The following is a 15130-nucleotide window of genomic DNA, read 5'->3' on the forward strand; positions in this document are numbered from 1 at the left end:
AAGTAGAATGGTCATAAAGGCGAAAAGCCCTGCGGGATTCGCAGAAAAATATATTATCGAGAGCATTTGGAACGGCCGTTTTCCTCCAGGCTCAATTTTACCTGCTGAGCGCGAGCTGTCCGAACTGATTGGTGTTACTCGAACGACTTTAAGAGAGGTTCTTCAACGACTAGCCCGTGACGGATGGTTAACTATCCAGCACGGCAAACCTACGAAAGTTAACCAATTTATGGAGACCTCTGGCCTGCATATTTTGGATACTTTAATGACGCTAGACGTTGATAATGCGACAAACATTGTAGAAGATCTGCTTGCGGCACGTACCAACATCAGTCCTATCTTTATGCGCTATGCATTTAAAGCGAACAAAGAGAGCTCTGAGCGTACAATTAAGAACGTAATCGAATCTTGTGAAGCTTTAATGAATGCGGCTTCCTGGGACGAATTCATCGCTTCTTCGCCGTATGCTGAAAAAGTTCTGCAGAATGTGAAAGAAGATAACGAGAAAGATGAAGCGAAGCGTCAAGAAATCTTGATTGCTAAAACGTTCAACTTTTACGATTATATGCTTTTCCAGCGCCTAGCATTCCATTCAGGAAATCAAATTTACGGTTTGATCTTTAATGGTTTGAAGAAGCTCTACGATCGTGTCGGTAGCTACTACTTCTCAAATCCAGCTTCTCGTGAGCTAGCTCTGAAGTTTTACCATCAATTGCTCGAAACTTGTGAAAGTGGCCAGCGTGAGCAACTACCAGTAGTGATTCGTCATTATGGTATGGAAAGTGCGTTGATCTGGAACGAAATGAAAAAGCAATTACCAACGAACTTCACGGAAGACGACAGCTAAGCGCTGACAAGTTGAATAAACGAAAACCGCAGTGCCTTAGGCCTGCGGTTTTTTTGTTTTTATTTATAAGTCGGCGATGAACCAAGCACCAATAATAAGGTATGGAACGTTTATCCTGCTAGTGAGAGTCTGGGTAACGGTAGATATAATGACTCTACGACATCTGAAAGGACATGGTCGTAAGTATTGAAGATGGTCAATGACAAGTCCGATGTGACGCCATAAAGCTCTGCTTCTGTTAAGTCGACATGACTCCCTGTCACGTATTCATTTAGCGTCTGTATTGAGCGCGTGGAAGCAGGAGAGGTAATGCTAAGTGGAGCGATAACCGCTAGTTGGTTTAGCTTACGCATCATGACCGATGCATAATTTTTGAAACGCTCATTTCCGCCTTGCTCTCCTAAATCTTGAATGCTGATTCGTAACTGAGTCAGGGTCTCCAAGCTATCCATAATGTTTTGCCAGTTCATGTGATACTCATTATGCAAGTCATCTCTTTGTTCAACCGCTAGCCATGCGATGGTTACTTCATCCATCAAAAACAAGCAATGACGAATTAACTTACCATGCTCCATCTGGTTTCTTGCAACACTATGGTCATTCCATTGTTCAAGTAGTTTCCCTACTTTAATCTGTAATACGCGATACATGGGTTTGTTTTCAAACCGTGATGTTTCGACTAAAAGATGCAGCTTGTTAGTCAGAGCATCATGAAGAGCGTCCAATTTTTGTTGATCGTTTTGTTGGAATTGAAGCGAGTAGTGAGTAGCAGCTCGGTGGTGTCTCAGAAGGTGAACAACATCTCGCAACAATGTTAACAGCTGATATTTGCGCGCATGTTGCTGCTCTCGTTTAGAAGATAAGTGATATATTCCGGCTAAAATAGCGATGGACAATAGTGTGGAAATCAAAACAAACATAACCAACTCCTTGTTAGTGTTTGGACCTAACAAGGAAGATTGCAGTTTTGATGCCACTAATTAACTTCTACTAAAACAGTGAGTTAGGCTTGTGACGGGAAAGATGCTGTACAAGTTTGGTGCACAAATTTCCCAAAAGTGTGAATTCAGTCAAAAAAAGTCCCCGCTGAACTGGCGAGGACTTTTTAAATTTGATCGTAAAGCTACAACTTACATTACGCGCATGCCAGGTTGAGCGCCTTCGTGTGGCTCAAGGATCCACAGGTCGCTACCACCAGGGCCTGCCGCTAGGATCATACCTTCAGACATACCAAACTTCATCTTACGAGGTTTTAGGTTTGCTACCATTACCGTTAGCTTGCCTTCTAGCTCTTCAGGTTTGTAAGCTGACTTGATGCCAGAGAATACCTGACGAGTTTCACCACCGATGTCCAATTGGAACTTAAGCAGTTTGTTGGCTTTTGGTACTTCTTCACAAGAGATGATGCGAGCGATACGCATATCTACTGCGGCAAAAGCATCGAACTCAATCTCTTCAGCGATTGGTTCTTTGTCTAGCTCGGTTTGGCTAGCCTTGTTCTTTTCCGCTTCAGCTTTCTCTTTCGCCGCCATTTCTGCCGCCGCATCTTCTTTAGACGCTTCGATCATCGCTTCAACATTCTTCGGATCGATACGGTTGAACAGTGCTTTGAACTTAGTGATCTCGTGGCCTGTTAGTGGAGCAGCGATGTTTTCCCAAGTTAGCTCTTGGTTTAGAAACGCTTCAGTACGCGCAGCTAGCGATGGCATTACTGGTTTCAGGTAAGTCATCAGTACGCGGAACAGGTTGATACCGACAGAACAGATGTCTTGTAGTTCCTGATCTTTGCCTTCTTCTTTTGCTACAACCCACGGTGCTTTTTCATCAACGTATTGGTTAGCTTTGTCTGCCAATGCCGTGATTTCACGGATTGCACGACCAAACTCACGCGTTTCGTAAAGCTCAGCGATACGGTCAGCAGCAGCAACAAATTCGTTGTAAAGTTCAGGCTCTGCAAAGTTGTCAGACAGTTTGCCTTCAAAACGTTTCGCGATGAAACCTGCGTTACGAGATGCCAGGTTAACGATCTTGTTAACAACGTCAGCGTTTACGCGCTGAGTGAAGTCTTCAAGGTTAAGATCTAGATCATCGATACGGCTGTTTAGCTTCGCAGCGTAGTAGTAACGTAGACACTCAGGGTCTAGGTGCTCTAGGTAAGTGCTTGCTTTTACGAACGTACCTTTAGACTTCGACATTTTCGCGCCGTTTACGGTTACGTAACCGTGTACGAATACGTTGTTAGGCTTGCGGAAGCCAGAACCTTCTAGCATTGCTGGCCAAAATAGGCTGTGGAAGTAAACGATGTCTTTACCGATGAAGTGGTACAGCTCTGCTGAGCTGTCTTTTTTCCAATACTCGTCGAAATCTAGGTCGTCGCGCTTGTCACATAGATTTTTGAAAGAGCCCATGTAGCCGATAGGCGCGTCTAGCCATACGTAGAAGAATTTGTTCTTCTCACCAGGGATCTCGAAGCCAAAGTATGGTGCATCACGTGAGATATCCCATTGCTGCAAACCAGATTCGAACCATTCTTGCATTTTGTTCGCTGTTTCAGCTTGTAGCGAGCCAGAGCGAGTCCACTCTTTTAGCATGCTTTCAAACTGAGGCAGGTCGAAGAAGAAGTGCTCTGAATCTTTCATTACTGGCGTCGCACCAGAAACCGCAGATTTAGGATTGATCAGTTCTGTTGGGCTGTAAGTCTCACCACAGTTGTCACAGTTGTCACCGTACTGGTCTTCAGACTTACATTTTGGACAGGTACCTTTTACGAAACGGTCCGGTAAGAACATCTCTTTTTCTGGATCGAACAGCTGAGAGATAGTGCGGCTAGAGATAAAGCCATTTTTCTTCAACTCAAGATAAATGTGTGACGCTAGCTCACGGTTCTCATCTGAGTGTGTGCTGTGGTAGTTATCAAAGCTGATATCAAATCCAGCGAAGTCTTTTTGGTGCTCTTCGCTAACTGCGGCAATCATTTCTTCAGGAGTAATACCCATCTGTTGCGCTTTAAGCATGATTGGCGTGCCGTGAGCATCGTCAGCACAGATGAAGTTTACAGTGTTGCCGCGTAGGCGTTGGTAACGAACCCAAATGTCCGCTTGGATATGCTCAAGCATATGACCAAGGTGGATCGAACCGTTAGCGTACGGAAGGGCACAAGTTACCAGCATTTTCCTTGACGGAAAGTTTTTTGGATCGTTTGCCATACTTAATATTCGCTTTTCTTGATAGGTATAAATAAATTTTGATGGATAATACTACCCCATGAACTGACTAACTCCAAGGTGTCAAACTGCGGAATGCCTTAGTTTTTTTGGGGTTCTGGTTGAGCCTGGACGGTGGTAGCATGACATCTAAAAGGAGGGCTTATGCATCAGTTCACTTCAAAACAAGATTTTTGTCACTGGTTTAACCAATTCCAACATCCACAGTTGGTGGAAAACTGGGCAGATATTCATGGCGCAATTTCGATTACGACACAGGGTTCTATTGATATAACGTTGCCATTCGCAAGTAATGAGCTTCAAACCGTACTGCATGACTGGATCAAACAGCAGCAAGCCTCGGGTAAAGTGGCTGAATTCCCATTTAATATTCGCCTTGGAGTTAAAGCTTTAGAAACTCAAGTGGCTAACTCGGTTAAGGGTGTTAAGAACATCATTGCCGTCAGTTCTGCGAAAGGTGGCGTTGGTAAATCTACTACCGCAGTTAACTTAGCGTTGGCGATTGCTCAATCTGGGGCGAAAGTGGGATTGTTGGATGCAGATATCTATGGTCCGTCTGTACCTATGATGTTGGGGCAAGAAGATGCTAAACCAGAAGTTCGTGATGGCAAGTGGATGGAACCCATTTTTGCTCACGGCATCTATACTCATTCTATTGGTTATTTGGTGGATAAATCAGAAGCGGCGATATGGCGCGGTCCAATGGCTTCAAAAGCATTGTCGCAGTTATTAACTGAAACAGATTGGCCAGATTTGGATTATTTGGTGATTGATATGCCGCCAGGTACGGGGGATATTCAATTGACTCTGTCACAACAAATTCCGGTAACAGGTAGCGTGCTAGTCACAACGCCGCAAGATTTAGCCCTTGCCGATGCAAGGAAGGGAGCGGCAATGTTTAACAAAGTCCATGTCCCGGTTATTGGTGTTGTGGAAAACATGAGTTATCACATTTGTAGTCAATGTGGCGCGAAAGAGCATATTTTTGGTATGGGCGGAGCTGAAAAAATGTCGCAAGAATTTGGCTTAGCATTGTTAGGACAAATTCCGCTTCATATCTCTATGAGAGAAGATATTGACGCTGGCGTGCCAACGGTAGCAAGACGCCCAGAAAGTGAGCATGCAGGGTATTATAAGCAACTTGCCGATCGCGTATGTAGCACGATGTTTTGGCAAGGCAAAGCAAAACCAGATGCGATTAGCTTTACAATGGTGAACTAAGTTTACTATGCCTGTTGGTTGATAATTGCACATTTTAACGTTTGCTCGGAGGTTAATCCTCTGAGCAGGCAGAAACTTATGACTAAACCCTAATTCCAACTAGTAACTATGGGGTGAACTCCCTATAATCAGGCAGTTTATCTTTTTATGTGACTAGAAATCATCATCGGGTGCAAACTAATGTCTGATAATAATCAATGCGTCATCGTAGGTATTGCTGGCGCTTCTGCTTCTGGAAAAAGTCTGATCGCGAGCACTATTTATAATGAGCTTCGCGCGAAAGTAGGCGATCATCAAATCGGTGTCATCACGGAAGATTGCTACTACAACGACCAAAGCCACCTAAGCATGGAAGAGCGAGTAAAGACGAACTACGATCACCCGAGTGCGTTGGACCACGACCTACTGTGTGAGCACCTAGAAAAATTGGTACGTGGTGAAGCAGTAGAAGTGCCTGAGTACAGCTACACTGAGCACACAAGAACAATTAACACCACCACAATGACACCTAAAAAGGTGATCATTCTAGAAGGTATCCTTCTTCTTACAGACCCTCGTCTTCGTGATTTGATGCATGCGACAGTATTTATGGACACACCGTTAGATATTTGCTTGCTTCGCCGTGTTAAGCGTGATGTGGAAGAACGAGGCCGAACTATGGAGTCTGTTCTTAAGCAATACCAACAAACAGTACGTCCGATGTTCATGCAGTTTATCGAACCTTCTAAGCAATATGCGGACATTATTGTTCCTCGCGGTGGTAAAAACCGTATCGCAATTGATGTATTAAAAGCTCACATTGCAAGACTTTTGAAAGCTTAAGCCTATAGACGGCTATATCGCTTTATTTTTAGGAGAAGAAGTGGCACCTTAAGTGCCACTTCTTTTTTTTGTTTTTAAATTAGTCAGTTGCAGGTTAAAACCAGACACTTTTCACGCTTTTGTGGAACTGTCAGCGGCAAATGGAGTCTGCGCTTATAATTGTAAAAACACTCGAGCAAGGAAAAACAAATGAAGAAACTGCTCTTAATTCTAGCAATACCGATTGTGGTCATTTTGGTCGCAATTTTAGCGTTAACCATCTTCGTCAATCCGAATCAGTTTAAACCCCTTATTGTTGAGCAAGCGCAAAAGCAAACGGGATTAGAGTTGGTGATTGAAGGGGATATCAGTTGGCAATTTTTCCCATCAATTGGCTTTGAGTTGGGACATACAGAATTGCGAAACCCACAAGGCTTTAGTAAACCCAATTTATTCAAAGTTGATACCGTTGGTGTAGACATCTCTGTTATGCCACTTTTTAGTCAACAGCTTGAAATTGGAAACGTCACGCTTGATGGTGCTGAGTTCTACATTGAAACCAAGAAAGATGGCAGCAAGAATATTGATGCATTGACGAAAGCCCAAACACAACAAGCAGAACAAGAGAGCAATGCTGCGCCTACGCAAAATGGTGAAACGCAAACTTCTGGTTCTGATTGGAGTATCAATCTTGCTGGCGTTACGGTTTCTAACGGTTCATTAGAAATGCAGGATAAGCAAGCCGGTAGTTACACCAAACTTTATGATATTTCATTAAACCTTTCCGAATTCGCTTTTGACAACTGGACAACGGCTGATTTTGGCGTGAAGGGCGAAATGAACGACCAAAAGTTCACCGCGAAAGGTCAGGCAGACTTTAAGCTAGAAAAAGGTTTGGCAAACTACGCGCTAAAGAACATCAACTTTGATGCGACATACTCTGACCCTGCCAATAAAATTGAATCGGCAACGATCGGTTTAGACACGTTTGAATTCGATAAAGTAAATAACCTGACTTATGCCATTAAGGGTGTCGCTGGTGGTATGAAGTTAGATATGCAGGGTGCTGGTCAACTTAGCGTGGACAAGGCTATCAGCAAAGTACAGTTGGATAAGTTAACTCTTAAATCGACTTTTGAGGGTGATGCTTTACCTCAGTCCCCGATGAAAGTCGACATGGTGTCTGATCTGTCTTTCGACCTAACGAAAAACCATCTGAGTTTTGTTCTAGAGAAGTTAACAGCGAATGCTATCGCCCTAGATGGTAAGGCAGATGTGACACTCGGTGATATTCCTAAAGTACGCTTTGCTCTCCATAGCCCCAATATCGATCTTGATGAGTTTTTAGGGTTAGATAAGCAAGCTGCCGAAGGTAATAAGCCTGCTTCTGGTGGCGAGAGTGCTCCTGCCGGACCTGAGGTTGAGCCTGATTTGTCTGCGTTGAAAACGTTAGATGTAAAGGGTGACATTACCATCGACAAATTCAAAGCGGCAAATGCGAAGATGGAAGCGGTAAAAACGAGCTTCACTGTAAATCGTGGCGTGTTTGAGCTTACATCTTTTAGTTCGAAGTTGTACCAAGGCTCAATCTCAGCGACAGCGAAGTTAGATGCACGCCAATCACCAGCGACTTACAGTGTTAAAAAGTCAATCAAAGGCGTGAAAGTTCAACCGCTACTTATAGACGTTGCTGAAAACGACAAACTTGAAGGAACAGGTAACATTGATGTGAATGTTACAGGTAAGAGTCTCACGCCTACCGGTATCAAGAAGAATCTATCTGGTACGGTTGTTATCAATTTTGCTGACGGTGCGGTGAATGGCATCAACGTTGCTCAGTTGATTCGTGAAAACTATGCGAAATTTAAAGGGCAAAAAGTTGAAGGCACCAATGAAGCTAAGAAAACAGACTTCAGTGCGATGACGGCGACATTGAAACTCAACAAAGGTGTTGTATCAACGGATAATATGCAAGCTCAGTCTCCATTGTTACGTGTTCGTGGTAAAGGTACCGCAAACTACATCAATGAAACAGTCGACTTTACTATCAGCACGTCAGTTGTAGGTAGCCTAGAAGGCCAGGGCGGTAAAGATATAGATGAGCTGAAAGACATCACGATTCCAATCAATGTGTCTGGTAAGTGGGCAGATCCTAAATTCAAGCTCGTATTCGATGATGTTCTGAAGCAGAAAGCTCAGAAAGAAATCGACCGTGGCGTAGAGAAGCTAACGGACAAAATCAAAGACGAGAAAACCAAAGATGCGGTCGATGGTTTATTGAAGAATCTTTTCAACTAACCGTGCGTGAAAATCAAAAGGGTTGGCATTTTGCCAACCCTTTTTAAATTACTCTGCGAGTGTTACCAATCGACGCCTTTGAGGGCTTTTACGCCAGATTCAAATGCGTGCTTTACATTTTTCACTTCAGAAACGGTATCGGCCATTTCAATCAGGGTTCGATGTGCGCCACGCCCAGTAATAATAACCGACTGCATTTTAGGTCTGTTGCTCAGTGCTTCGACCACTTCGTCTAAGTCGATGTAGCCGTAGCTCACCATATAAGTTAGCTCGTCAAACAAGATGACATCGATAGAGTCGTCTTGCAGCATGCGCTTACATTCTTGCCATACGCCTTGCGCTGCTTCGGTATCAGCGGCTTTGTTTTGAGTTTCCCACGTAAAGCCGGTTGCCATTACTTGGAATTCAACGCCGAGTTTCTCAAGTAGGTTGCGCTCACCGTTGTCCCAAGTACCTTTAATAAACTGCGCGACAGCACAATTCAAACCATGACCCACTGCGCGTGCGATCGTACCGAATCCTGATGTCGATTTACCTTTACCATTTCCGGTAATGATCAGTAGCAGACCTTTTTCCTCTTGAGCAGCAGCGATTTTTGCGTCTACCTGTTCTTTGACTTTTTGTTGGCGAGCTTTATGGCGTGCTTCTTTATTTTCTTCGATAGACATAATACTTCCTCAATTCCTTTTCGTGCTGTGTCCAAGCTAATTTGGGTTCATTGATTTATCTCGCTATGATAGACCAACATATCGTGAAGAAAAACCACCGATAATTCAGGGAATAAAATGAAGAAAATGCTTGTTGTTTGTATGGGAAACATTTGTCGGTCACCAACTGGAGAGGCAGTGTTAAGAGCGAAAGCTCAAAAGCTAGGCGTTGAAGTAGAGGTTGATTCGGCAGGTACAATTGGCTACCACGCAGGAAACCGACCGGATTCAAGAGCGATGGCAGCAGGAAAGCAGCGAGGTTATTCTTTTAAAGGAATGCAAGCGCGCCAAGTCACCATTGATGACTTTGAAAAGTTTGACCTTATATTAGCCGCAGATAAAGCAAATTTGGCCGATTTATTGGATATTTGTCCGTTGAAGTATCGACACAAAGTATCGTTATTTTTAAGTCATTCTGAGTCAGGTTACGACGAAGTCCCGGACCCATATTATGGTGGGGAAGATGGCTTTGAACTGGTGCTTGATTTAATCGAAGAGGCATCAGACGCAATTTTGAAGAAGCTATAATCGCCGTGCTTGAAGACAATAGAAAAAGGGATGAGCTCAGCTCATCCCTTTTTATTCGTGTTAACCCGCTAGTATGTCGGTTGCGACTTTGTAGCTTGGGTCTTCCTTCACGTTAATTTCAACCAAGCTGCCAGCTTTGTCCAAAAGTTTACGACAATCTGGGCTTAGGTGACGAAGGTGCAGCGTTTTACCTTGAGCATTGTAACGCTCAGCCAGTGTTTCAATGGCTTCAATTGCAGAGTGATCTGTCACGCGAGAGTCTGCAAAATCGACAATCACATCTTTTGGATCTTCAGGCGCGTTAAACAACTCCAGGAAGTTAGCCGCAGAGCCAAAGAAAATAGGGCCGTGAATCTTGTACTCTTTTGAACCTTCCTCGTTTAAGCACGTGTCGGCATAGATGTGCTTAGCGTGTTGCCATGCAAACATTAATGCAGAAACGATAACACCAACCGCTACGGCAACAGCAAGGTCAGTAAGAACAGTAACAACGGTCACAAGAACAATAACGAAGAAGTCTTGCTTCGGTACGCGGCGTGCTAGCTTAAATGTTGCCCATTCGAATGTACCAATGACAACCATGAACATCACACCAACCAGAGCAGCGAGTGGGATCATTTCAATTAGCGAAGAAGCGAATAAGATAAACATCAATAGAGCGATAGCCGCAACGATACCAGATAGACGGCCGCGACCACCTGAGTTTACGTTGATCATCGACTGACCAATCATCGCACAACCACCCATTGCGCCAAACACAGAACACGTCATGTTTGCCATACCTTGACCGATACATTCGCGGTTAGATTGACCACGAGTATTCGTCATCTCATCTAAAACTGTCAGTGTTAGTAGAGATTCAATTAGACCAATGGCCGCGAGAATGATCGCGTATGGAAGAATGATTTGTAGTGTCTCTAGTGTAAATGGTACCGCAGGAATAGAGAAGGTTGGTAGTGAACCTGCGAGTGTTGCAGCTTCATCACCAGACATTGTACGCAGGAAGTCAACAACAGTGCGAGTTTCCAGATCCAAGCCAACCACTAAAGCCGTCACCGTTACGATCGCAACAAGTGAAGAGGGTACAGCTGTTGTGATTTTTGGTAGAAAGTGAATGATTGCCATAGTCAGCGCAACCAAACCAAGCATTAGCAGCATCTGGTCTTGTGGTAGCCAAGTAAGCATGCCGTTGATGTCTGGCGCTTTAAACTGACCCAACTGAGCTAGGAAGATAACAATAGCCAGACCGTTCACAAAACCGATCATCACAGGGTGAGGTACGATACGGATGAACTTGCCCAATTTAAACATACCAGCGGCAATTTGAAGAATACCAGCGAGCATGATGGCTGCGAATAGGTACTGGACACCGTGAGTCGCGACAAGCGAAACCATTACGACTGCCATGGCACCTGTTGCACCAGAGATCATGCCAGGACGACCACCGAAAATGGAAGTAATAAGACCAACGATGAATGCAGCGTAAAGACCGACCATCGGATCTACGCCTGCGACGAACGCAAATGCGACAGCTTCAGGAACCAATGCTAGCGCAACGGTTAAGCCTGATAGCACATCATTTTTTACGGAGTGCTTAGAAAATTGGGGAAATTCGAACATGTTTGTTTTTAAGTTCTCTTTGCAATGAGTTAAACCCGACACATATTCGTATTTGCACAAGCCACTGGAAGGTTGCATTTTAATCAAACATTGCAGTGTAAACCGTAGTATTAAAAGAGCAGCATCAGAATGGTGTCGAAAACTTGAGTCGGCGCATGCTACCGAAAAGTGTGATTAAGTTCAAGAATGATACGAATAATGGCGTACAAATGTGATCACGAATTGGTATTTATATGAACAATTTTTTGGGCAAATATGAAGATAAAAAAGGCTACCAGATGGTAGCCTTTAATTTATTTATGCCGTTAAGCAGTTGAACGTAATGATTTAGCCTAGTTAAAGTTAGGCTTTGTCATCTCTGCCGATGCACGGTTTTTAGCCACTTGGCTACCAGCACCTTTAGCTTGGTAACGTTCGGTTTTGAACGGTGCTGCTGCAACCGTGATTTCGCGTAGCTCTTGAGGGCCAGGTGCTTTTGTCATCGGTGCGCTAGCGTTTAGCTTAGCCGCAACTTTAATGGCTTCGACTTTAGGCTCTGGTTTATCTACTGGCGCTTCGGCTGCAATCTCTTTTGCTGCTTCAACGATAGGCTCTTCAGCAGGTGCCGTTTCTACAATGGCATCAACCGGTTCAGCATGTTCAGTTACAGGAGTTTCAACGATAGGCTCTACCGATGCTGTTTCTACTACTGCCGATTCTGCTTTTTCTGCGATTACTGTTTCAACAACAGGTGCTTCTACTACTGGAGCTTCCACTTTCGCTTCAACGGTTTCTTGAACCTTGTGTTCAACAACTGGCGCATCTGTTACGACAGGTTGCTCGCGACGAATAATCACTTTACCCATTGCCATTTCTGGACACGCAAAGCCACCTTGGATTGTAGGTACTGCTGCTACAGCTTCTTCCTTAACTCGCTCTTCCTTCTTAGGTGCTGGTTTCGGAATGTAACGTGGCATTACTTTACCCATAGCCATTTCAGGAGAAGCGACACCTCCCTTACGTAGGCGGAACGGGTTAGGGCGGCGATCACGGCCACGGCGACGACGCTGGCCGCTTGCACGCAGGTGACGTGGCGAACGACGATTACGACGTTGCTTAGACTCTGCTTGCTTGTTGTCTTGCTGTGCCTCTACCGCTGCTTCTGTTGGCTTTTCAACTTTAGCTTCAACCGTTTCTTGAGTCTTAACCGCTGTTTCTTCGGCTTTCTTCTCAATAGCTTCTTGGTCCTTAACGCGTACAGACTTGTTCAATTTGCGACGTTGGCGGCGCTCTTTCACTTTTTCTGCTTTCGCATTTTGCTGCTTCGGTTTGCTCTCTTCTGGTTTTGTTTCAGTACGAGCTTCCGCTGCTAGCTGCAGACCTTTTTCCGCTACTTTTGCGTTTGCTTTCTGCTCTTGGGCTTTATCTGCCTGTTGAGCTTTAGGTTTACGCTTTTGGTTACGGTTTTGCGGTTTATTTGTTTGTTGTTGAGCTTCGTTTTGCTCATTAGCCTGCTCATCACGAGGCTTACGACGACGTCGGTTATCGCGATTGTCGCGGTTATCACGATTATCACGCTGGTTGTTATTGCGACGACGATCGTTGCGATCACGTTTGTTACGTCGATTATCGCGATTTGGTTTTTTCTCTTCCTGAGGTTTCTGTTCTTCTTTTGTTTCTTCAGAACCACCGAATAGGAAGCTACCAAGTGCTTTAAACAGACGGCTGAACAATCCAGGTTTCTCTTCTTGTTCAACGTTTTGTTCTTTCTTCTTCGCCTCAGGAGCTGGTTTAGCTGCTGGTGCAGGTGCGGTTTGAGACGGAGCAGCAAAGCCTTTAAGAACTGGCTCTTCAATTCGTTTTGGTTTTACGTCAACTTCCGCTGGCTCTTTACCTTCTGCTTCTTTCATTGCTTCCAGTTTCTTAGGAAGTAAGTAAGAAATCAGATCGAACTCTTCGCCTTCACGAACACGGATAACTTCAAAGTGCGGTGTTTCCATATCAGAGTTAGGAACAACCGTAATTTTCACTTCTTGAATGCGTTCGATATGGTTTACTGAACGACGTTTTTCGTTCAATAAGTAAGAGGCGATTGGCACAGGTACGACTGCAAGTACTTGTGCTGTGTTGTCTTTTAGCGCTTCCTCTTCAATTAAACGAAGTACAGAAAGTGCTAGAGATTCGTTGTCGCGAACGACACCAGTTCCGCTACAGCGAGGACAGATGTGATGGCTTGCTTCTGCAAGAGAAGGGCTCAAGCGCTGGCGTGACATCTCCAACAAACCAAAGCGAGAAATACGACCGATTTGTACACGAGCGCGATCAAGACGAACGGCTTCACGTAGACGGTTTTCTACTTCTCGTTGGTGACGAACTGGGGTCATATCGATAAAGTCGATAACCACTAAGCCACCCAAGTCACGTAGACGTAATTGGCGAGCAATTTCGTCGGCTGCTTCTAGGTTCGTGTTTAGAGCTGTTTCTTCAATATCGCCGCCCTTGGTTGCACGAGCAGAGTTGATATCGATAGAGGTTAGTGCTTCAGTTGGGTCAATAACAATAGAACCACCAGATGGCAGACGCACTTCACGTTGGAAAGCCGATTCAATTTGGCTTTCGATTTGGTAGTGGCTGAATAGTGGAACTTCGCCTTCATATTTCTTAACGCGGTTAAGGAAATCAGGGCGGACCAATTGAATGTGCTCTTTTGCACGTTCGTAGATGGTGTTGCTATCAATTAAAATTTCGCCAATATCACGACGCAAATAGTCACGGATTGCACGAACGATAACGTTACTTTCTTGGTGGATTAAGAATGGAGCAGGGTTAGAGTCCGCTGCACCTTTGATTGCACCCCAGTGGTTAAGTAGTACATTCAAATCCCACTCAAGCTCTTCAGCACTCTTGCCAACGCCAGCAGTACGTACGATTAGGCCCATGCCCTGAGGCAGTTCCAAAGTACTTAATGCGGCTTTTAGTTGAGTTCGCTCGTCACCTTCGATTCGACGAGAAATACCGCCAGCACGAGGGTTGTTAGGCATCAGAACAAGGTAACTACCAGCAAGAGAAATGAAAGTAGTAAGAGCAGCGCCCTTGCTTCCACGTTCTTCTTTTTCCACTTGAACAATTACTTCTTGGCCTTCCGTTAGCACTTCTTTGATGCTTGGACGACCTTGGTAGGTGTAACCTTCAGGGAAATATTCGCGGGCAATTTCTTTGAGAGGGAGGAAACCGTGACGCTCGGCGCCGTAATCAACAAATGCGGCTTCTAAGCTTGGTTCGATACGTGTGATACGTCCTTTGTAGATATTCGCTTTTTTAGATTCATGCCCTGGACTCTCGATATCAAGATCGAAAAGTCGCTGGCCATCAACCAGAGCGACACGCAACTCTTCTTTTTGAGTTGCGTTAATTAACATTCTTTTCATTGAAAATTCTCGTTGTCTTTTCTTTTATATCTTTCTTGTCGACTTGCCACTGTTTTTTCGCTCTTTCACGGTGCCTGATCCCATGGCTTGTATTTTGCAGCCTCCCGGCTGGAAGGGGATGCTCTCGGGCACTTCAGTCATCACAAGCCTCTTGTGGTTTCTGTTGGAAACGTAGACTTGTGACCCGCTATTTGGGCGGTAGGTACTCAACGTGAATATGCGAGGAGTAGGGTGGCAAGAGTGTTGAATTCGATGTGTCTCACGCCAATGCTGCACTCGACCTTCAACGATCTACTCACATTGCTTGAGGATAAATGATTGGTAATGAATAAAATGTAACCAAACCTTCCTTAGCAGCTGTGAACTATAGCAGTGCGCGTGGCTATCAGCAATCTGCTTTCACGCAAACGATAGAAAATTTGCCGCCAAACTCAAAATTTCTATTTTATAACTGGCTGTTTCATAAGCAATTGAGAT

10 protein-coding genes are annotated in these 15130 nt (G+C 44.5%); 5 read left to right on the forward strand and 5 right to left on the reverse strand.

The window, feature by feature from the left end:
- The first annotated feature begins 7 nt into the window (after window positions 1-7).
- Window positions 8-847 (forward strand): fatty acid metabolism transcriptional regulator FadR, encoded by an 840-nt coding sequence (gene fadR, locus R7093_RS03395; protein ID WP_005380824.1) that lies wholly within the window; start codon window positions 8-10, stop codon window positions 845-847.
- A 110-nt stretch (window positions 848-957) separates the two neighbouring features.
- On the opposite strand, the gene R7093_RS03400 is transcribed toward fadR, so the two are convergent.
- On the reverse strand, window positions 958-1767 hold the full coding sequence (locus R7093_RS03400; protein ID WP_017821380.1) for a hypothetical protein: 810 nt from the start codon (window positions 1765-1767) through the stop codon (window positions 958-960).
- Between the two features lie 210 nt (window positions 1768-1977).
- Window positions 1978-4053 carry a methionine--tRNA ligase gene (gene metG, locus R7093_RS03405; protein WP_005387290.1) on the reverse strand — a complete coding sequence of 692 codons (2076 nt, stop codon included), beginning with the start codon at window positions 4051-4053 and terminating at the stop codon, window positions 1978-1980.
- A gap of 162 nt (window positions 4054-4215) precedes the next feature.
- Here metG and apbC point away from each other — a divergent pair, with 162 nt between their 5' ends.
- From apbC to R7093_RS03420, 3 genes are all read left to right on the forward strand, one after another.
- Entirely contained in the window at window positions 4216-5292 is a 1077-nt protein-coding gene (gene apbC, locus R7093_RS03410; protein ID WP_005380830.1) for an iron-sulfur cluster carrier protein ApbC, read from the forward strand.
- 180 nt (window positions 5293-5472) lie between these two features.
- Entirely contained in the window at window positions 5473-6114 is a 642-nt protein-coding gene (gene udk / locus R7093_RS03415; protein ID WP_005380833.1) for a uridine kinase, read from the forward strand.
- 189 nt (window positions 6115-6303) lie between these two features.
- The gene (locus tag R7093_RS03420) at window positions 6304-8391 is read left to right on the forward strand and encodes an AsmA family protein (protein ID WP_047103439.1); all 2088 of its coding nucleotides are present in this window, start codon (window positions 6304-6306) and stop codon (window positions 8389-8391) included.
- 62 nt (window positions 8392-8453) lie between these two features.
- Here R7093_RS03420 and cobO read toward each other — a convergent pair whose 3' ends face one another.
- Complete coding sequence (gene cobO, locus R7093_RS03425; RefSeq protein ID WP_005380837.1) at window positions 8454-9059, reverse strand: cob(I)yrinic acid a,c-diamide adenosyltransferase; 606 nt, start codon at window positions 9057-9059, stop codon at window positions 8454-8456.
- Window positions 9060-9176: 117 nt separating this feature from the next.
- On the opposite strand from cobO, the gene R7093_RS03430 reads away from it, so the two are divergent.
- Entirely contained in the window at window positions 9177-9626 is a 450-nt protein-coding gene (locus tag R7093_RS03430) for a low molecular weight protein-tyrosine-phosphatase (protein ID WP_047103437.1), read from the forward strand.
- A gap of 60 nt (window positions 9627-9686) precedes the next feature.
- Here the strand turns inward: R7093_RS03430 and R7093_RS03435 are convergent, their stop codons facing one another.
- Together R7093_RS03435 and rne are read right to left on the reverse strand one after the other, a co-directional pair.
- A complete protein-coding gene (locus R7093_RS03435) occupies window positions 9687-11246 on the reverse strand; it encodes a SulP family inorganic anion transporter (RefSeq protein ID WP_005380840.1) in 1560 nt (519 codons plus the stop codon).
- Window positions 11247-11578: 332 nt separating this feature from the next.
- Window positions 11579-14653: a ribonuclease E gene (gene rne, locus R7093_RS03440; RefSeq protein ID WP_047103433.1), complete on the reverse strand. Its 3075-nt coding sequence runs from the start codon at window positions 14651-14653 to the stop codon at window positions 11579-11581.
- Window positions 14654-15130 lie beyond the last annotated feature (477 nt).

The organism is Vibrio sp. 1580, assembly GCF_033340055.1.